Annotated in this window: 21 protein-coding genes; 19 read left to right on the top strand and 2 right to left on the bottom strand. The window is 45.9% G+C overall.

The features are described from left to right. Positions 1–373: 373 nt before the first annotated feature. Complete coding sequence (locus tag QNO02_RS21165; RefSeq protein WP_036674796.1) at positions 374–718, top strand: hypothetical protein; 345 nt, start codon at positions 374–376, stop codon at positions 716–718. Positions 719–1,485: 767 nt separating this feature from the next. Here the strand turns inward: QNO02_RS21165 and QNO02_RS21160 are convergent. Continuing rightward, positions 1,486–2,619 carry a bifunctional cystathionine gamma-lyase/homocysteine desulfhydrase gene (locus QNO02_RS21160; protein WP_289389888.1) on the bottom strand — a complete coding sequence of 378 codons (1,134 nt, stop codon included), beginning with the start codon at positions 2,617–2,619 and terminating at the stop codon, positions 1,486–1,488. A gap of 1 nt (position 2,620) precedes the next feature. Continuing rightward, a complete protein-coding gene (locus QNO02_RS21155; RefSeq protein ID WP_430982038.1) occupies positions 2,621–3,571 on the bottom strand; it encodes a PLP-dependent cysteine synthase family protein in 951 nt (316 codons plus the stop codon). Between the two features lie 221 nt (positions 3,572–3,792). On the opposite strand from QNO02_RS21155, the gene QNO02_RS21150 reads away from it, so the two are divergent. From QNO02_RS21150 to glyS, 18 genes are all read left to right on the top strand, one after another. Next, positions 3,793–4,152, top strand: coding sequence for a histidine triad nucleotide-binding protein (locus tag QNO02_RS21150; RefSeq protein WP_024628477.1), 360 nt, complete (start codon positions 3,793–3,795; stop codon positions 4,150–4,152). A 232-nt stretch (positions 4,153–4,384) separates the two neighbouring features. Further along, the gene (gene rpsU, locus QNO02_RS21145; protein WP_005547957.1) at positions 4,385–4,558 is read left to right on the top strand and encodes a 30S ribosomal protein S21; all 174 of its coding nucleotides are present in this window, start codon (positions 4,385–4,387) and stop codon (positions 4,556–4,558) included. Between the two features lie 15 nt (positions 4,559–4,573). Beyond that, positions 4,574–5,017: a GatB/YqeY domain-containing protein gene (locus QNO02_RS21140; RefSeq protein ID WP_017687237.1), complete on the top strand. Its 444-nt coding sequence runs from the start codon at positions 4,574–4,576 to the stop codon at positions 5,015–5,017. A gap of 282 nt (positions 5,018–5,299) precedes the next feature. Beyond that, entirely contained in the window at positions 5,300–6,622 is a 1,323-nt protein-coding gene (locus tag QNO02_RS21135; RefSeq protein ID WP_051447387.1) for an NfeD family protein, read from the top strand. Between the two features lie 158 nt (positions 6,623–6,780). Next, positions 6,781–7,791 (top strand): flotillin-like protein FloA, encoded by a 1,011-nt coding sequence (gene floA / locus QNO02_RS21130; protein ID WP_076332307.1) that lies wholly within the window; start codon positions 6,781–6,783, stop codon positions 7,789–7,791. 13 nt (positions 7,792–7,804) lie between these two features. Beyond that, positions 7,805–8,407, top strand: coding sequence for a YqfB family membrane protein (locus QNO02_RS21125; protein ID WP_091028413.1), 603 nt, complete (start codon positions 7,805–7,807; stop codon positions 8,405–8,407). A 180-nt stretch (positions 8,408–8,587) separates the two neighbouring features. After that, complete coding sequence (yqfC, locus tag QNO02_RS21120) at positions 8,588–8,881, top strand: sporulation protein YqfC (RefSeq protein ID WP_017687241.1); 294 nt, start codon at positions 8,588–8,590, stop codon at positions 8,879–8,881. Next, complete coding sequence (yqfD, locus tag QNO02_RS21115) at positions 8,878–10,071, top strand: sporulation protein YqfD (protein ID WP_091028416.1); 1,194 nt, start codon at positions 8,878–8,880, stop codon at positions 10,069–10,071. The genes yqfC and yqfD overlap by 4 nt, the downstream gene beginning before the upstream one ends. 6 nt (positions 10,072–10,077) lie before the next feature. Then, the gene (locus tag QNO02_RS21110) at positions 10,078–11,049 is read left to right on the top strand and encodes a PhoH family protein (protein ID WP_017687243.1); all 972 of its coding nucleotides are present in this window, start codon (positions 10,078–10,080) and stop codon (positions 11,047–11,049) included. Positions 11,050–11,065: 16 nt separating this feature from the next. After that, complete coding sequence (locus tag QNO02_RS21105) at positions 11,066–13,315, top strand: HD family phosphohydrolase (RefSeq protein ID WP_036674803.1); 2,250 nt, start codon at positions 11,066–11,068, stop codon at positions 13,313–13,315. A 113-nt stretch (positions 13,316–13,428) separates the two neighbouring features. Continuing rightward, the gene (gene ybeY, locus QNO02_RS21100) at positions 13,429–13,926 is read left to right on the top strand and encodes an rRNA maturation RNase YbeY (RefSeq protein ID WP_036674804.1); all 498 of its coding nucleotides are present in this window, start codon (positions 13,429–13,431) and stop codon (positions 13,924–13,926) included. Beyond that, positions 13,926–14,297: a diacylglycerol kinase family protein gene (locus QNO02_RS21095; RefSeq protein WP_017687246.1), complete on the top strand. Its 372-nt coding sequence runs from the start codon at positions 13,926–13,928 to the stop codon at positions 14,295–14,297. The genes ybeY and QNO02_RS21095 overlap by 1 nt, the downstream gene beginning before the upstream one ends. A gap of 302 nt (positions 14,298–14,599) precedes the next feature. After that, positions 14,600–15,013 (top strand): cytidine deaminase, encoded by a 414-nt coding sequence (locus tag QNO02_RS21090; protein ID WP_076211616.1) that lies wholly within the window; start codon positions 14,600–14,602, stop codon positions 15,011–15,013. A gap of 37 nt (positions 15,014–15,050) precedes the next feature. Then, a complete protein-coding gene (gene era / locus QNO02_RS21085; RefSeq protein WP_062835494.1) occupies positions 15,051–15,950 on the top strand; it encodes a GTPase Era in 900 nt (299 codons plus the stop codon). Positions 15,951–16,054: 104 nt separating this feature from the next. Further along, positions 16,055–16,195, top strand: a complete 141-nt coding sequence (locus QNO02_RS21080; protein ID WP_074095877.1) for a YqzL family protein — start codon at positions 16,055–16,057, stop codon at positions 16,193–16,195. 33 nt (positions 16,196–16,228) lie between these two features. After that, on the top strand, positions 16,229–16,981 hold the full coding sequence (gene recO, locus QNO02_RS21075) for a DNA repair protein RecO (protein WP_091028417.1): 753 nt from the start codon (positions 16,229–16,231) through the stop codon (positions 16,979–16,981). A 410-nt stretch (positions 16,982–17,391) separates the two neighbouring features. After that, positions 17,392–18,279, top strand: coding sequence for a glycine--tRNA ligase subunit alpha (gene glyQ, locus QNO02_RS21070; RefSeq protein WP_017687252.1), 888 nt, complete (start codon positions 17,392–17,394; stop codon positions 18,277–18,279). Continuing rightward, a complete protein-coding gene (glyS, locus tag QNO02_RS21065; RefSeq protein ID WP_289389887.1) occupies positions 18,272–20,347 on the top strand; it encodes a glycine--tRNA ligase subunit beta in 2,076 nt (691 codons plus the stop codon). Before glyQ ends, glyS begins: the two co-directional genes overlap by 8 nt. The last annotated feature ends 140 nt before the right edge of the window (positions 20,348–20,487 follow it).

Genomic DNA, 20,487 nt, shown 5'->3' with positions numbered 1-20,487 from the left:
ACACTTCTCTCGCCCCAAATCTCAGCAATATAAATGATAGAAGTGCCTCTTATTATCCAAGCAACTGAATATTACCGAATTGATGTTGCAAAAATATTTCTCTTCTTGCTTTTATAACATAGCGGAGTGAATTACATCACAGATACAGGTTCATCCCGCTGTTATACTACAGTTAAGCCGACAAACTTTATTTAAGTACCCCGGCGGACATCTGATCAGGACGTTTCCTGAATAGATGTCCGCGCAGCAGACTTCCAAGGAAGCCGCTCACGGGGTGCTTCTTTTTTGTGCTTTTTCGTCAGTAGTGTCAATTCGCCCAGTTCTGAATACCATGAAAAGGTGATCAAGAGCAGAATCAGGGAGGCGTTGGCAAGTGGAAAAAGTGGAAGCGAAGAAAATATGCAAGGAACACATGCACCGTTATGTATGTGTACAGATGAATGACGGTATGCACTACGATGGCATTATGGAAAATGTGGATGACGAAATGATCTACTTGGCTGTTCCCGTTGGACCGGAAGCCATGGTGAATCATGCGAACTGGGCTCCAAATGCAATGCCGGGAGCAAACTATCCGATAGGCCATACTCGCGGATTTTACCCAGGATACGGGTACCCTACTCCTTATCCGTATTATGGTTATGGCCGTAGACGTTTTAACCGACTGGTGCTCCCGTTATTTGCGCTTACAGCGTTAACTCTTTTACCGTACTATTGAAATTAGAAAAAACAGTCATAACTGCAAGTGACACATTCTTATGTACCCTATGGGCATCCTATGAAAATCCTCGAAAAATAACTAGCTGAGGATGGCTGTTTCATTCATGGTACCGTACAGCATGAAACAGAGAGGTCTTATCACATACGGAGTCTCAGCCTGATGTATCGCAACAGTCATTGCAATACAACTGGCAACATACGAACATCCAAAAAGGTCATGCCTGTGCAGAAGCGAACTTCTGTAAGGCATGACCTTTTTTTGAGCCTAATTAGTGTAAGGTTGAGGATGAACGGATAGTATATAGCGTGTATTCAAACCTTGCTGAAAGCAGAAGCAGGTCTAAACGTGTCGCAGCAGAGGCATACCACATCCTGAATATGTGAGAACGTTCCTAAGTGCGAGCAAACGATCAAGACATAAAGCTTTAATTCTTATCCCGATAAAAATCTTCGCTTCAGGTGGAATCGCTGCTGTTCTCTGGCCCACGATTGGAGGAGCAAAGCATGATGTGAATGCTGACGAATCTGAGGCATCTTATTCAAGACTTTGAAGCGCCCTCAGAATTTTAAGGAATCTGATACACCTTATAACCGAATAAAGAGCCGCTTTCAGCATTTTTTTGAGTTATTTCGGGAAATAACGTGCCTGATGTTCCTTATAATTTCAAATGAGAGCCTGAACATCAAATAAGACGTCCTGTGTTCCTTGGAAAATCGTCCACTACTCCCTCTCCAAGATCAACCAGCATGGACTTCAAAATGTACTTAACTTAATGCAGATTTCAAATCCTCAAGTAAATCTTCAACATCCTCGATCCCAACGGAGATCCGAATCAAACCATCCGTGATCCCCAATTCTTGCCGACGTTCATAGGGAATGGAAGCATGTGTCATTCGGGCAGGGACAGAAATTAAACTTTCCACCGCGCCCAGACTTTCAGCCAATGTGAAATAACGGACTTTGCTTAACACGTCATCTACTTTTTCAGCACTGCCTACATCAAAGGAAACCATACCGCCATGTCCTCTCGCTTGCGTGGAAGCGAGCTTATGCTGTGGATGGTCGGGCAACCCGGGATAATAAACTTTGCTCACCGTTGGATGCTGATTCAGAAATGTCACAAGCTGCTCTGTATTGCTTTCTTGCGCTTCCATCCGCAATCCCAATGTTTTAAGACCTCGCATTAACAACCAGGAATCCATGGGTCCCAGGACTGCGCCGATTGCATTTTGGATAAAATGCAGATCTTCTCCAAGTTGCTCGCTGTTAACAACCGCAAGTCCCGCCACGACATCACTATGACCACCGATATATTTTGTTGCAGAATGCAGTACAATATCTGCCCCCAGAGCCAGCGGTGTCTGCCAATAAGGTGTACTAAACGTGTTATCCACGATGAACAACAATTCATGTTGTTTCGACCATTTCGCTACAGAAGCAATATCGGTGACCTTGAGTAACGGATTGGTAGGTGTTTCTACATAGATGGCCTTCGTATTGGATTGCAAAGCTTGCTCCAGTGCTTGTAGTGAGGTAGTATCTACAAAGGTAGACTCGATCCCCAGACGATTCAGCACCTTGGTGAAAATGCGATAGGTCCCGCCGTATACATCATCCGTTAGAATGACGTGATCTCCAGTTTTCAACAGAGACATTACAGCGTGAATTGCAGCCATTCCCGAACTAAAAGCAAAACCTCGAACGCCATCCTCCAACTCTTTAATGACTTCTTCCAACGCATGACGGGTAGGGTTGCCTGTACGTGAATACTCGTATCCTTTGTGTACGCCAACCGATTCTTGCTCATACGTGCTTACTTGATAGATCGGTACACTCACTGCTCCAGTGTGTGGATCACCAACAATACCTGCATGAATCAGCCTGGTTTTTGGTCTCATTTCATTGACCTCCATTATAGATATTTTGGCTTAAATACCGTTCGCTGCTATCCGGAAAAATAACGACGATGTTACTTCCCGGAGGTGCGTGAACGGCTTCGTTTAATGCGGCTTGCATCGCTGCACCTGAGGAACTTCCTACCAGTATGCCTTCCAACAAGGCCAGATCCTTGACCCGCTCAAAGGCATCTTCATCTGAGATCGTATGAATGGCATCAAAGTAACTCACATCCATAAAAGGAGATAACGTTTCGACCCCTATTCCTTCTGTACGATGTGGTCCCGATGGACCTCCTCCGAGAATCGAACCTTCGGGTTCTACGATACATGTTTTAATTAACGGTTTTTGCTCCTTCAAATAGCGAGATACTCCCATGAAAGTTCCGCCAGACCCGGCTCCGGCGATATATACATCCACCTGCCCGTTCAGATCACGCCAAATCTCAGGGCCCAGATGTTCATAATGTGCGAGTGGGTTATCGGCATTAGAGAACTGACTTGGAATATACGAACCCGGTATTTCTTTCGCCAGCGATTCCGCCTTGCGTATGGCACCAGTGATTCCTTCGGATGTGGGTGTGTTGACGACCGTAGCACCAAGGGCTTTCATCAACTGCTGCTTCTCAACACTGAACTTCTGAGGTACGGTGAAAATGACCTTTAAATTCAGGCCTACAGCCGCCATTGCAAGACCAATTCCTGTGTTGCCTGCGGTAGCTTCGATCACCGTTCCACCTGGCTTAACATCTCCTCGTGCCAAGGCCTTCTCCAATAAAAACTTGCCAATCCGGTCCTTCACACTTCCTCCAGGATTCATGAATTCCAGTTTGGCGAACAGGCGGATTCCTTCCGGTAATGGATAACGAGTTAATTCAAGTAGAGGTGTATTACCTATAAGTTCCTGTACATGTTGATAAACGGTCAAATTAACCAATCTCCTTTTGTGTGTCATTAACCATACATATTTGTTTAATTGGGAAAAGTGCGTGATAAAACCATATTTCGATAAAATGGCTTGGTATACATCCAATGTTGTATAATGTTCGGCTCGATGATAGATGGAGAGTTAACCTAGATTAACCTGGTTGTGTGTCTAGAGATTGGACGTGGGTTTTTACTTCTAGTATGATAGAAGGGAATACATACACTGGAATACAAAGGAGGGTATGAACTATGGATTGCTTATTTTGCAAAATTGTAGAGGGCAGCATTCCCTCCAATAAAGTGCTTGAGAATGACCATGTTATCGTTTTTCATGACATCCAGCCCGCTGCACCGACGCATGTTCTTGTCATTCCGAAGAAACATATTGCTTCCATGAATGAAGTTACTGCAGAAGATCTGCCATTGATCGGCGAGATTCATCTGGCTGCTCAAGAAGCGGCGAAGCGTCTTGGCGTGGAGGAGACAGGATATCGCTTAATCAACAATTGTGGTAAAGATGGAGAACAAACCGTTCATCATCTGCATTACCATTTGTTGGGTGGTACCAGACTTGGCGTGTTGACAAGTCTGTCCGATTCTCACAAATAAACGAGCTGATGGGTACTAATATTGAGGATTTAGTCATATGCATTAAATCCACGAATGTGTGACCAAATGCTTATATAATGAATTCATTTCATAATACCTTTGAGTTATAAAATGGATTCAAATAAGTGATCATTACATTGAGGTTGACACCTTTATTACCTTTCGCCTATAATGAAAGATGATGAACCGTGTTATTGCTCTTGGACGGTCTGGTCGGAGGGAGGGAAAACTGGTGTCTGAAACTAAAGTTCGCAAAAACGAGACTATTGATGCTGCACTTCGTCGTTTTAAACGCTCCATCGCTAAAGATGGCGTATTGGCTGAGGTGAAGAAACGTAAGCATTATGAGAAGCCAAGCGTAAAGCGCAAGAAAAAGTCCGAGGCTGCTCGTAAGAGAAAGTTTTAGGAGGATTTTAACTACATGAATCTTAGCGAACGATTGAACGAAGATATGAAGCAAGCGATGAAGAGTAAGGACAAGTTCAGACTCTCCAACATTCGGTTGATTCGTTCGACGATCAAGAATCTTGAAATAGATTTGAAAAGAGATTTGGATGACAACGAAGTGCTTGATATCCTGAGTCGTGAAATCAAACAGCGCAAAGATGCCCTCCAAGAATTTGACAAAGCGGGCCGTGAAGATCTCGCGGCAAATGCAAAAGCGGAAATTGAAGTACTCATCCAGTACCTTCCCACACAGCTTACCGAAGAAGAAATTAAAGTTATTGTACAGCAGACCATCCAGGAAACCGGTGCTTCTTCGAAAGCCGAGATGGGGAAAGTCATGGCGGCCCTTATGCCGAAAGTTAAAGGCAAAGCGGACGGCAAACTGGTAAATCAAGCAGTTCAACAATTTCTGCAATAAAGCAAATCAATAAACACCTTCTGACTTGTCAGGAGGTGTTTTTTCCATTTATCAGAAAGTATGATGTCCTTGGGATGACGAAATTTCTTTTTAATGGTTAATATATATTATTATGGATTTGTATTCTTGCAATTGATCGAGTTTTCAAATATAATTTTAAGATTTTGAAACGAAATGTTGCATTGCACGTAATAAATACCATAAGCTGGACAGTATAACATTAATGGAAAAGGGGGGACTATTGTGAAGGGAAAGCGCCGGAAGAAGCTTACGGGGCCATTGATGCTCTTAATGCTGCTGACGCTGTTGCTTCCTGTCTGGATTGGATCACCGTCAGCGCATGCAGCTGAGAAGAGTGGTGCCGTATATATTATTCCGGTTGATAAACCAATCGAGCAGGGACTTGGCAAGTTCATGGAACGCGGGTTCAAGCAAGCAGAAGAGATGAATGCTGGCCTGATCGTTCTTGATATCAATACGCCGGGAGGCCGTGTCGACACTGCAGAAGCATTGGGTACCCTGATCAAGGACAGTCCGATTGAGACTGTTGCATTTGTACGTGGAGATGCTGCTTCAGCCGGGAGTTTTCTGGCTCTGAATGCAGATAAGATCGTAATGTCACCAGGCAGTATGATTGGTGCGGCAGCAATGGTCGACAGTACGGGTAAACATGTTGATGATCCAAAGCTTGTTGCATTCTGGAAAAGCAAAATGCAGGGAGCGGCTGAAATCAGTGGTCGTGATGGCAAGATTGCAGCTGGAATGACGGATGTTAACATCGTTGTTGAAATGCCAGAGATCAATAAAACCAAGCAAAAAGGTGAAATTATTGCTCTCTCGGCTGAAGAAGCGCTGAAAGTTGGTTATGCCGACCACATCAGCAACACACCGGAAGAAGCGGCAGCTTGGGCAGGTTACAGTCAGGATGACGTATTTAAGGTAGAACGAACGACAGCGGAGAATATCTCCTCTTTTCTTACCAATCCGGTTGTGATGACTGTGTTATTATTCCTCGGAATCGCGGGTGTAATCATTGAATTGATTGTTCCTGGTTTTGGAGTTCCTGGTATTGTAGGTATCGTGTGTTTCGTGTTGTATTTCTCGGGTAATTACATTGCGGGATTTGCCGGAGCAGAGACATGGGTGCTATTTACCGTCGGACTCATCATGATGATTCTGGAGATGTTTATTCCGAGCTTTGGTATTCTGGGGATTTTGGGATCAATTGCGCTTGTGGCCGGTGTTGTAAGGGCTGCTTATGATACGAGTGATGCATTTGTATCTCTGGGTATCGCTTTTGGAGCAGCACTGGTAGTCATTGCGATCATCTCAATTATCTTTAAGGATCGAGGGATATGGAATCGGTTCATATTGAGTGACAGCATGTCTGCGGATCGGGGTTATTCATCAGCCACAGAACGCAAAGAGCTGGTTGGTCTGCAAGGAATCAGTCTGACACCACTTCGTCCTTCTGGAACAGCGATGTTTGAAGGGGAACGAATTGACGTTGTGACGGATGGAGATTTTATTCCCATCGATACTCCGATTATTGTGATTAAAGCGGAAGGTACCCGGATTGTGGTTCAGCAAGCTTTGCCGGTGTAACTCGCTCTGTTGTCGAAGCGGATTAACGCTTCGGCAATGTACATAACCATTAGCTGAAGCTGCCAGCGTGGTGCATTCTTTAATTTTAGCAGCGGACTTATGAATGCCTTCTCAAATATTTTTATCAAATTCTAATTGCAAATGGAGGAAATTAAACAATGGACACATCTATGATTACGATTTTGCTCATTGCGGTAGTAGGTATTATCGTATTGAGCGTATTCTTCAGCTTTTTCCCGGTTATGCTCTGGGTTTCAGCGATTGCATCCGGCGTACGTGTAAGTATTATTACTCTGGTAGCGATGAGACTGAGACGTGTAACGCCTAGCCGTATCGTTAATCCAATGATTAAAGCAACTAAAGCCGGTCTTAAACTCTCAATGAACCAACTGGAAAGTCACTTCTTGGCCGGTGGTAATGTTGACCGTGTTGTAAACGCTCTGATTGCTGCACAACGTGCCAACATTCCACTCGAATTTGAACGTGCTGCTGCTATTGACCTCGCAGGTCGTGACGTATTACAAGCCGTACAAATGAGCGTTAACCCACGTGTTATCGAAACACCGATTGTCTCTGCGGTAGCCAAAGATGGTATTGAAGTTAAAGTTAGAGCGCGGGTTACGGTTCGTGCCAATATTGACCGTCTTGTCGGTGGTGCTGGTGAAGAAACGATCATCGCCCGTGTTGGTGAAGGTATCGTAAGTACAAACGGTTCCTCCAATTCTCACAAAGACGTCCTGGAAAACCCGGACCTGATCTCCCGTACCGTATTGTCCAAAGGTCTGGATGCAGGTACTGCTTTTGAAATCCTGTCCATTGATATTGCGGACGTTGATGTAGGTAAAAACATTGGTGCCTTCTTGCAAACAGAGCAAGCAGAAGCTGACAAACGTATCGCACAAGCGAAAGCGGAAGAGCGTCGCGCAATGGCCGTAGCCCAAGAGCAAGAGATGAAAGCACGCGTAGTGGAAATGAGAGCACGCGTTGTAGAATCCGAATCCCAAGTACCTTTGGCAATGTCTGAAGCTCTGCGTAGTGGTAAGATTGGTGTTATGGACTATATGAACCTGAAGAATATTGAAGCGGATACTCAAATGCGTAATACCTTGGGAAAACCTGGTGAAGGTTCGAATTCCAACGATCAGGGTGATTCCAAAAACGGAAGATAGGCGGTGAGTGCATATGGGCCTATTTGAATGGATTTTTGATAATCTGTATATTGTGGCCGTCATCGGTTTTGCGCTCTTCTCCTTCTTGGGGAAAGCTGCCAAATCGGCTGATCCGAACAAAAAGCGTCCTGCCAACGGGATGCCTACGTTTGGAGGCAGCGGTGATTCAGGCCGGGATGAACGCTCAAGAGACAACTCATCTCCGCAGCAGCAGTCTTCCGGACCTGCAGACCCACGTTATGATGAACAGTATGACGATCGGTATGATGACGTGCAATATGAGAATCAGTATGATCAGCCGTACTCGGAGCCTGCTGCATCTTCTCGCCCCGCAACTGACTACAGAAGTGAGGGCACGATGAGTGCCATGGAAAATTCACTTGAGGAACAGATGAGAGGCATGGAAGAACAGCAGCGCTTGATTGAAGAACGTTTGAATCGCATCTCTTCTGCGAATCGGCCAGTTGTGTCTGATTCCAGTTGGGATGAGACCAGCATTGATGAATCGGGAGCGTCTCCGCTTCGTCCTGCTGATATTCGCACAGGTGTCCTGTGGGCAGAAGTACTGGGTTCTCCTCGTTCCAAACAGCCGTTTGGTACAAGAGGGAAACTATAAATAAGTTAAGTTGCTGGACGGAAATAAAGCCGTCTCTGGTGAGCATAAAGCCGCCGGAGACGGCTTTTTCTGTGTTCTATCCTTTTTTCTCAACATTCGTCCCTAACACGCCCCGGAATTTTCATAAATTCATGAATCTGCGCATAAGTTGAACTGTAGAGGAAGGGGGAAGACCTTCGAATGACCCGGATCAGCCGCAAGCTGCGCAGATGGACCAGTGAAGTGTTGGATCTGCCGCAGGATGTGCTTTATGATATGCCACGGTTAACCCTGATCGGCAGTAAGCAACTGTATATAGAGAATCATCGCGGTGTCATCCATTTCACCCCGGATCGCATCGTGCTGGCTCTTTCCCAAGGCCAGTTGGAGATCAAAGGAACTGCCTTGGTGATACGTAACATTTTGCCGGATGAAGTAGCTGTTGAAGGAACGATTCTGGATATTCATATGAATGGAGTGGAGGGGAACGGATGAAGCAGCCCAGTCTGTACAAACTGCGGGGAGCAGTCCGAATCACGGTCACTGGGGGAGACATTGAAACATTGATCAACACGGTGGCAGAGCAGGGGCTGGAAGTGTGGAACCTGCGTGCTTACGATGGACGCGTGGCAGAGATGAACATTCTGCTGCCGCATTTTTTCAGGTTGCGTCCTGTGTTGAAACGGACAGGCTGCAGGGTGAAAGTAACCCATCGCAGCGGTTTCCCCTTTTTTGCGGCCCGTTTATTGCGGAGGAAGTTCTTTCTTGGGGGTATGCTGTTTTTTGTAGCAGCTTTGTTTGCGTTGTCGTCCATGGTATGGAGTGTGGAGGTCAAGGGTAACGTCACCATTCCCACCGACGAGGTGCTTGCAGCAGCGAAGAAAGAGGGGATATATCCTTTGCAATGGGGGTTCCGTCTGCAAAGCCAAGACAAGCTCTCCAGGCAGCTTGCACTCGCTCTGCCGGATGTAACATGGATTGGCGTGAGCAAAGAGGGGACAACCATTACCATTCAGGTCGTAGAATCGGCGCAACCCAAGCGCGAACCATTGCTGAATCCCAGACATTTGATCAGCAAGTCAGATGCTGTGGTCACTCAAATCTATGCGGAGCAGGGACGCCCTGTTGTTCAAAAGGACATGCGTGTCAAAAAGGGTCAGGTATTGATCTCGGGGATTCTCGGGGATGAGGAGAACACTAAAACCATCGTTGCCAAAGGCGAAGTTCGTGGTCTGGTATGGCGTGAGTATCAGGTAGAGGTTCCGCTGGTGCAAAAACATAACACAATGACAGGTGAGAGCAAAGAACGTTTTTATATGGTGCTGGGGAAATGGGCGATCCAACTGTGGGGGTACGGAAGTACACCGTTCAGTTCATTTGATACCGAAAGTAATCATAAACCATTGACGTGGCGATCCTTTACACTTCCCATGGGTTGGCTGACAGAGAAAGATCTGGAGACCCGAGAGCATGAGCAACAACAGACGATAGAATGGGCCAGAACGAAAGGATTGGAAGGAGCAAGGAACGATATTATCGCCAAAAACGGCAAAGGAACAAAAATTATAAGTGAAAAAATTTTGCATGAGAAGAAAGAGAATGGTAAAGTTTATATGAAAGTCTTATTTGAAGTAGAAGAAAGCATTGCGGAAGAACTTCCGCTAGTCCATAGTCAAGGAGAATGAGGATATTTGTCAGAGCAAACACGCAGCATACAAATCTCCCTCCAGAGTGCGGGAGAGGGCCAATCTCTTTTTGGACCCCAAGATACTTTTCTTAAACTGATTGAATCCGAGATTCCCGCCCAGATTGCATCCCGTGAAGCGGAGATTGTGATATTTGGCAACGCACAGCAGGTGGAATCGCTTGAACAATTATTTGACGTGTTACTGCAATTGATACGCAATGGATATGTGTTAACCGAGAGAGATGTGAAGTATGCGATTGAACTTGCCAAGGATATGCGGGCAGACCAGCTATTGGATCTGTTCAAGGGTGAGATTACAACGACATACCGAGGTAAACCAATCCGTGTTAAAACCATTGGGCAGAAGCACTATGTAACTACAATTAAAAAACGTGATATTGTATTTGGCATTGGTCCTGCCGGTACGGGTAAAACCTACCTTGCTGTTGTTCTGGCTGTTGCCGCAATTAAAGAAGGCAGCGTCAAACGCATTGTGCTTACACGGCCTGCTGTTGAAGCGGGAGAGAGTCTTGGGTTTTTGCCAGGTGATCTTCAAGAAAAGGTAGACCCGTATCTGAGACCGCTGTACGATGCCCTGTATGACGTTATGGGACAAGAACAGACCGCTAAGGCACTGGAGCGAGGGTTAATCGAAATCGCGCCACTCGCCTACATGCGGGGGCGTACGCTGGATGACTCCTTCATCATTCTCGATGAAGCACAGAACACAACGCCGGAACAGATGAAGATGTTTCTGACTCGTCTTGGTTTTGGCTCCAAAATGGTCATCACCGGAGACGTGACACAGATTGATTTACCGCGTGGTAAGAAATCCGGGCTTGTGGAAGCGAATACGATCTTGAATGAAGTTAACGAGATTGGATTTGTCTATTTTGCCGAGCAAGATGTTGTACGGCATTCCCTTGTCCAGAAAATTATCGTGGCTTACAACCACGCCGCAGAAAATCAAGCATAGAAAGGGATTGTCTAAAGTGACCTCGAAGGAACCGTCAAAAGGCAAATCTTTTCAGAATAAGGCTACAGGATGGAAGTATAGCGTGTGGGCACGCTATCTTCTGTTTTTGTTTCTGGTGATTCTTTTCTACGTGAGTCTGGCTTCCAAGCTGCTCCCTGAGCGGTATGATATTCAGGAAGGTACACGGAGTGAAGTGGATATTGCTGCGCCCATGCAGATTCCGAATAACAAGGCCACACTCAAAGCACAGGAAGAAGCTGCTGAACGGGTACAGCCGATATTTCAGATTGTCCAGTTACGAAATGAAAATTTGATGACTACCCTGCTTGATCGTGTAGATCGATTAAATCAGGATGATCAGATTTCAAGTCAGGACAAGATAGATATTTATCGGGATGAAATTCCGCAGCGCCAGAAGGACTTTGTGACCAACTATATCAATAATAATCGGAAAGCCGGTACATACTCCGAGACTCTTTTGGAAGAGATCAGAAATGTGGTACAGGAGCAAAGCTACCGTATTCCTGAAGAAACTTACATCAAAATCTCGCGTCTGACATCGGATGATATCCAGGAGATGAAACCGGTTGCGAGGGATATTGTTGCCCGGTTAATGACGGATCAGATCAGCGATGCAACTACTGCCCGTGCCAAAGTAGCTGAGATGGTGAGTGTCAGCTCTCTTGGTAAGCGTACGCAACGTGAGGTCGTGCAAGAACTTGCTCGCCTCGTGGTGACCGCTAACCGTTTCTACGATGAAGAGGGAACGAAGGAAGCGAAAGTTCAGGCGCGTGAGAACACGCAAACCGTCTTTATCAAGCAAGGAGACACATTAGTTGCCAAGGGTGAGATGATCACCCCGGAGATGTATACTTTGCTGGATGAAAATGATTTGCTGAAAAATGAAGTGAACTACTGGCCGCAGCTCGGACTTCTTATGTTTTCCTGCCTGTTGTCGGCAGCCATTCTGATGTATATTCAGCAAGGCAGCGGAACGCATTTCAAATATAATAATGCGCAGCTGTTGATGCTTGTTCTCATTTTTATTATTACGATTGTGGTTATGCATGTGACAGCGATTATCCAAACCAATGAGAGGTCTTATGTGGGCTTCCTTGCACCTGTTGCGGTAGGGGCGATGTTAATTGCGCTCTTGCTGGATACGTCGCTTGCCTTTGTATGTTCGATTTTGATCGGTATGTTGTCCAGCATCATTTTGAATACCCATCAGGGTCAGCTTTTTGACTTCGAATTAGGTTTCTTCGCTGTATTGGTTTCATTTGTTGCGATCTTTGCAACTCATAAGGCTAGCCAGCGATCAACGATCCTGAAAGGAGCCATTATGGTCTGTCTGTTCGGGTCCATAGCCGTCTTCACCTTGGCTTTGATTGACTCGGGCGATTGGAATCGAACCACGACACTGTATGGCGTTGGGTTTGCATTTGCGGGTGGCGTATTAACTGCCATACTGGTCATTGGGCTGATGCCATTTTTCGAAACTTCATTTGGCATCTTGTCAGCGCTCAAACTGGTAGAACTGTCTAATCCGAACCATCCGCTTCTACGTAAGTTGCTGACGGAGACACCGGGTACCTATCATCACAGCGTTATGGTAGGCAATCTGTCCGAAGCAGCAGCAGAAGCCATAGGAGCTAACGGATTGCTCTGCCGAGTGGGTTCGTATTATCATGATATTGGCAAGACGAAGCGCCCCATCTATTTTATTGAAAATCAGAACAATATGGAGAATCCGCATGATTCAATTGATCCGAAACTGAGCAAATCCATTATCGTAGCCCATGCGCGCGATGGGGTGGAAATGCAGAAGGATTACAAGCTGCCCAGACCTATTCGGGATATTGCGGAACAGCACCACGGCACGACATTTCTCCACTATTTCTATCACAAAGCACTGCGCCAGGCGGAAGAAGCAGGCGTTGAGCCTGATTTCACGGAAGAAGATTTCCGTTACCCTGGGCCAAAGGCTCAGTCCAAGGAATCGGCTATTGTTGGCATTGCCGATAGTGTGGAGGCTGCTGTGAGATCTTTGCGCAAACCGACAGTGGAGCAAGTGGAGTCCATGATTGAGAAGATTATTAAAGGACGATTGGACGATCATCAATTCAATGATTGTGACCTTACGATGCGTGAACTGGATATCGTCGCCAGAACATTAAAGGAAACGGTGATGGGTATCTTCCACTCCAGGATCGAATATCCGGAGGAGATTAAGAAACCAAAGCCGACTTCACCCGAAGCAGGCTAATTTAATAATAGTTCGTGTTCAAAAAGGTTGGTTTTCAGTACCGAGAAGATGGGATGAAGTTAGAAAGTCTTTTTGAACAACCTCTAATATTAGTAGATAGGAGTTATGAAGGAATGAGTCTTAATCTGGCATGGAATAATGAACAACAGGATAAAGAAATTACAGAACCGATGATTGCAATGCTGGAACAGTTGCTGAACCTTGCAGGAGAAGCGGAAGGTGTTGCAGACGGGGAAGTGGCTCTGACTTTTGTAAACGATGAGCAGATCCATGAGTTGAACCGTGATTATCGCGGCATTGACCGTCCTACGGATGTACTGTCTTTTGCGATGAACGAAACGGTTGATGAAGAGCTTGATATTATCTATGAGCTGGACGAAGATGAAGAAATGGAAGAAATGCCGGATGTTCTTGGAGACATCATCATTTCCGTACCACGGACCATCCTGCAAAGTGAGGAGTATGGACACTCATTTGAACGTGAACTTGGTTTTCTGTTTGTCCATGGTTTTTTACACCTGCTCGGATATGACCATCAGGATGAAGCAAGTGAGGCTGAAATGATGGGTAAACAAGAAGCGGTATTGGCCCAGGCCGGGTTGACACGATAATGAAAAGGCGCTCCTGGGGTCTGGTATTCCGCAATGCTGCGGAAGGAATCGCATATGGGTTGCGGACTCAGCGTAATGTGAGAGTTCACACGGGAGTGGCTATTTTGATGTGTGTAGCCGGCTTTTTTTTCAGAATCTCAAGAACGGATTGGATGTTTGTGCTGACCGCTGTCTTTTTGGTGCTGGTGACTGAATTGATGAACACGGCTGTAGAGGCAGCGGTTGACTTGGCACACCCCCATATCCATCCGCTGGCAAAAGCGGCAAAGGATACCGCGGCCGGGGCAGTTCTGCTGGCTGCGGTATTCGCCGTCATCATCGGTTGTATCGTTTTCATTAAGCCGGTGATGAGCTGGCTGGGTTTGTACTGATTTTGTTTTGATTTTGATTCGTTTTTTGATTTTAATACTACACAACTTTGTAAAGTTAGACCTTTTTTAAGTTGAACTTATAGACGTTACACGATAACGAAGAAGACAGAAATAAACCTGTAGAAGCGAAGCGTTCGCCTTTATCCCCGGATTTTTACTTTGAAAAAGTGGATCAAAAAATCTGGGGATAACAGCGATCGAAGGGTTATTCTGGACTCGGAGTGGCTAGTGTAAAATTGGCTTTGGTTGAACTTAATTCGTAGGTACTAACTTTATATTGCACCCTAAGGGAGAGAATAATGATGGATAACGGTTTGTTAATGCAAGAAGCAATTAAGGCACGTACGAAGGCGTATACGCCTTACTCCCATTTTGGTGTAGGCGCGGCTTTGCTTGACAGTGAAGGTCATGTGCATCATGGTTGTAATATTGAGAATGCTGCTTATACCCCAGGTAACTGTGCTGAGCGTACAGCGATGTTCAGTGCCATTGCAGGTGGGCAGAAGCCTCGCAGCTTCAAAGCGATTGCCATTGTGGGAGACACGGATGGTCCGATTGCTCCATGTGGCGTATGTCGTCAGGTCATGTACGAACTGTGTGAACCAGATATGAAAGTTATCTTGGGGAACATGAAAGGTGATCTGCAAGAGACCACCGTTGCTGAACTGTTACCTTGGGCTTTTGGGCCTTCTGATCTGAATTCTGCCAAAAAATAAACCAATATTCCAGGCCTAGGCGCCTGAGGAGGAACATATGAAAAAACAAGCATTTAAATCCGGTTTTGTAGCTATTATTGGACGTCCAAACGTAGGTAAATCCACATTGATGAACCAGGTGATCGGACAGAAAATTGCAATCATGTCGGACAAGCCACAAACCACACGTAATAAAATTCATGGTGTATATACATCCGAACATCAGCAAATCGTATTCTTGGACACACCGGGTATTCACAAACGTCAATCCAAACTTGGCGATTACATGAACCAGACTGCTCTGAACACACTTGGAGAAGTAGAAGCAGCGCTGTTCCTGATTGACGCTTCGGAAGGCATGGGTGGCGGTGACCGTTATATTGCGGAACAGTTGAAAAATATTCGTACGCCTGTCATTCTTGTCATGAATAAAATTGACAAAATTGAGCCGGAAGCGCTGCTGCCCCTTATTGAGGAGTATCGCAAACTGCATGATTTCGCTGAAATCGTGCCTGTATCAGCCATGCTCGGCAGTAATGTAAGCACACTATTGGAACAGCTCGGCAAGTATTTACCAGAAGGTCCACAGTACTATCCTGATGACCAGGTTACTGACCATCCGGAGCAGTTTGTATGTGCAGAGTTGATCCGTGAGAAAATTTTGCAGATGACTCGTGAAGAAGTGCCACACTCCATTGCTGTAACGATTGAGGATATGAAAGTGCAAGATAACGGTGTCGTTTATATCTCAGCTGTCATTTTTGTGGAACGGGATTCGCAAAAAGGAATCATTATCGGGAAGCAGGGTGCCCTTCTGAAAGAAGTGGGTAAACGAGCTCGACACGATATTCAGAACTTGCTCGGCTCCAAAATTTTCATGGACCTGTGGGTTAAAGTGAAAAAAGACTGGAGAAATCAGGATAGAGTTCTGCGTGACCTTGGCTTTGGCCGCGACTGATCGTCGGAATTGTATCCAGTAATTGCAACACATAGTTTACCTTGCAAGACTCCATCCTATTTGGTAGATGCAGACGTCATTTCCGAAGAGAGGATGAAATTCCGATGCGAGATTTTTCGTGGAAGGTTTTTGCGATGACGGGGGATGTAGAGTCCTATTTGTTATATACCGAGGCATGTAACTCGTTAGGACAGGAGTCGGATAACGCAAGGGAAGTGATTGAAGATGAAGAAGCCGAAGGATAATTGGCTGATTCGGGAATGGTTAGGTGACGAGGCATGCTATACAGGGTGGAAGGGATTGTCATCCGCAGCATGGACTACGGCGAAGGGAACAAAATCATTACGCTTTGCACCGAAAGCGGCGGGAAAGTAGGAGTACTCGTCCGCGGTGCCAAAAAGCCCAAGAGCCGACATGCTGCACTGGTGCAGCCGTTTACGTATGGTCAATATGTATATTTTCGAAATACAGGTCTAGGCACACTGAACGCTGGAGAAATTGTTGAATCTTATCATGAGTTGCGTGAAGATTTGGTCAAGGCCTCTTATGCCTCTTATGCGTGTGAACTATTGGATCGTGTGCTTCAGGATGAAGAGACGGGGACATTTTGGTTCAAACAGTTAAAGGCGTGTTTGCAGGCGTTGAAGGAAGAGAAAGATCCGGTTGTTATTACAAGTCTGTACGAAATGAAAATATTACAGGCATCTGGATATGGTCCACAGTTTGATGAGTGCATCTCCTGCAACCAGGAGCGACCAGATGAGCAGTTGTTTATGAGTCCCAGACTTGGTGGCGTCTTGTGTCGAGCATGCAAACATTTCGATCCTCCAGCGATGTCAGTAAGTCCAAAGGCTCTGAAGTTGTTGCGTTTGTTCGCGCAGTTGGATCTGCAGCGCTTGGGGAATATATCAGTGAGTGAGTCTACCCGTGATGAGATCAAAAAGTTGATGCGTGCCTTTATGGATCATCAGCTCGGTCTGAATCTTAAATCCCGTTCTTTCCTCGATCAGATGGAGAAGTACGGGATTTGAGGCGTTTTGGTGGAAGCGAAACTATATCTTGACTTCATACTAGATTTTATATATTATGAAATATAATTTCTCTTTATGAGACATGCATTGAACGAGAAAGTAAAAGACTGGATTTATTGCATTCATGGACACAAGTCGTTGTATAACACTTGGTAATCATGAATGAGCGAGCCGGGGATGGTGGGAGCCTGGCTGAATCGGTCTTTGAAACGGCACTCGGGAGCATGAATGGACACGGAAAAGTGGGCTGGAACGAACAGGATCATCCTGTTTGATCTAAGCCAAGTAGGGTGGAACCGCGGGAATAGCTCTCGTCCCTACGTCTGTACAACAGGCGTAGGACGGGGGCTATTTATTGTTGTCTTCACCGTCCTAAGCTTGCTAACAAACCATTGAAAAGGAGCATGATTATGAATTTTCAGCAGATGATTCTAACGCTGCAACAATTCTGGGCCGAGCATAACTGTATTATTGTCCAGCCATACGATACGGAAAAAGGGGCAGGTACGATGAACCCGATGACCTTTTTACGCTCGCTTGGACCCGAACCTTGGAAAGTGGCCTATGTGGAGCCTTCCCGTCGTCCTTCGGACGGACGTTATGGTGAGAACCCTAACCGGCTGTACCAGCATCATCAGTTCCAGGTCATCATCAAGCCTTCTCCGGACAATATTCAGGAAATTTACCTGGAAAGTCTGAAACGTCTTGGCATTGATCCGCTCAAACATGATATTCGGTTTGTTGAAGATAACTGGGAGAATCCTTCCCTTGGTTGTGCAGGTCTTGGTTGGGAAGTATGGTTGGACGGAATGGAAATTACGCAATTTACGTATTTCCAACAGGTTGGTGGGATCGAGACAAATCCGGTAGCTGTTGAAATTACGTACGGTATGGAGCGTTTGGCTTCTTACATTCAAGATAAAGAGAATGTGTTTGATCTGGAATGGGTGGAAGGTATCACTTATGGTGATGTATTCCGTCAGCCAGAATTCGAACACTCTAAATATACATTTGAAGTATCTGATGTCAAAATGCTGTTTACACTCTTCAACATGCATGAAGAAGAAGCAAACAAGGCCATGGCGCAGCATCTGGTATTCCCGGCATATGACTATGTGCTGAAATGTTCCCACACGTTCAACCTGTTGGATGCACGTGGAGCCATCAGTGTAACGGAACGTACGGGTTACATCACACGTGTTCGTAATCTGGCTCGCCAAGTCGCTGCAACATATATGGAAGAGCGTGAGAAGCTAGGCTTCCCGCTGATCAAGAAAGGGGGAGCCGAGCATGTCTAAGGATTTGTTGTTTGAAATCGGGCTGGAAGAAGTACCTGCACGCTTTATGCGCGCAGCAATCGCACAGCTGCAAGAGCGTCTCGTGAAATGGCTTGACGCATCCCGCATTGCTTATGGTGAAGTGAATGCATATGCTACACCACGCCGTCTGGCTGTTTTGATTCACAATGTGGCTGAAAAGCAGGAAGATATCGAGGAAGAAGTGAAAGGTCCTTCACGCAAAATTGCCCTGGACGACAGTGGCAATTGGAGCAAAGCTGCACTCGGATTCGCCCGCAGTCAAGGTGTTGAACCCGACCAGTTCACGTTCAAGGAACTGAACGGTGTGGAATATATCTATGCAACAAAGAGCAGCAAAGGTGTGGAAACAGCTTCTGTAGTTGGTGAAGGATTACTTTCTGTATTACATGCCATGACGTTCCCGAAATTCATGCGTTGGGCTTCCTATGATTTCAAATTTGTACGTCCAATCCGCTGGATTGTGGCTATGCTCGGCAGTGAGGTTATCGATCTGGAAGTGACAGGTGTTAAGTCGGGTAATGTAACTCGCGGACATCGTTTCCTCGGTAAGGAGGCTGTGATCTCCACTCCGTCTTCATACGTGGAAGTGTTGCGTTCCGAACATGTCATTGCTGATATCCAGGAACGTGAACAGATGATTGTATCCCAGATTCAGGCACTGGCTGCGGAGAAAAAATGGGATATTGCGATTAAGGAAGACTTGCTGGAGGAAGTTCTGTTCCTGGTGGAAACACCTACCGTATTGTTCGGGACATTTGACTCCTCATTCTTGAATATTCCACAAGAAGTATTGATTACTTCCATGCGTGAGCATCAGCGTTATTTCCCTGTACTGGACAATGAAGGACAATTGTTGCCATTCTTCGTGACGGTACGTAACGGTGGAAGTGATTCACTGGACGTTATTGCCAAAGGGAATGAAAAAGTTCTGCGTGCACGTCTGTCTGATGCCAAGTTCTTCTATGAGGAAGATCAGAAGCTACAGATTAAGGATGCATTGTCGAAGCTGGAAAGTATCGTCTTCCAGGAAGAATTGGGAACGGTTGGAGATAAAGTGCGTCGTATTCGCAAGATTGCCGATGGACTTGCTACCAAACTGCAAGTATCCGGTGATGTTGCTGAATCCGTTAGCCGCTCAGCAGATATCTGCAAATTCGATCTGGTGACACTGATGGTGGGAGAATTCCCGGAACTGCAAGGTGTGATGGGTGAGGATTACGCTCGTAAAGCTGGCGAAAAAGAAGAGGTGTCCAAAGCGGTATTTGAACACTATCAGCCACGTTTCGCTGGAGATCAATCTCCTGCTTCTCTTGTTGGTGCCATTGTGAGTGCTGCGGACAAAATGGATACAATCGTGGGTTGTTTCTCCATCAACATTATTCCAACGGGGTCTCAGGATCCGTATGCGCTGCGCCGTCAGGCTGCAGGTATTGTACAGATTTTGCTGGATCACAAGCTTCCGCTGACATTGTCAGATGTGTTCGGAGTGGCACTTCAAGTGCATGCCCAGATGAACCTGTTGAAACGTGCAGATGAAGAGGTTCGTAAAGATCTGCAAGACTTCTTTGGTCTTCGTGTGAAAAAATTGTTGTCCGAAACAGTTCGCTACGACGTAGTGGATGCCGTAATTTCTTCGGGATTCGATGATATCAGCGCTGTGGTTCCAAAAGGTGAAGCGTTGATGGCGGCTGTTCTGACAGGAGACGCATTCAAAACAACGGTTGAATCGTTCAACCGTGTGGGCAATCTGGCTGCCAAAGCATCCAATGCTTCCGTACATCCAGAATTGTTCACAGAAGATGGAGAACGTCAGCTCCATGAGGCATGGAGCAAAACGAATGCAGAATATCGTCAGGCGTTGACTCAGCATCATGCTGCTGAAGCACTGGCTATTGCATCTGCCTGGAAGGATGGTATTACCTCATTCTTCGATTCGGTCATGGTTATGGCCGAAGATGAGGCTGTCCGTGCGAACCGACTTGCCTTGCTCGCGGCGATTGATCGTGACTTAAAAGGATTTGCTGATTTTTCCAAGTTGGTTTGGTAATTGAGCGTATTTAATGAGTCCTTTTCCACAGACTTTGCGCAAAGCTAAAATTCAGTATTAAAGAAGGATATATGAGGGTATAAATATACGGAACGGGTTGTGAAATGTATTTTTTACAACCGCTCCGTATTTTAGCCTTT

Source organism: Paenibacillus sp. PK1-4R (assembly GCF_030369595.1).
Taxonomy (GTDB): domain Bacteria; phylum Bacillota; class Bacilli; order Paenibacillales; family Paenibacillaceae; genus Paenibacillus.
Note: the sequence above shows the minus strand (reverse complement) of the source record. Positions and strands in the feature narration are given on the sequence as shown.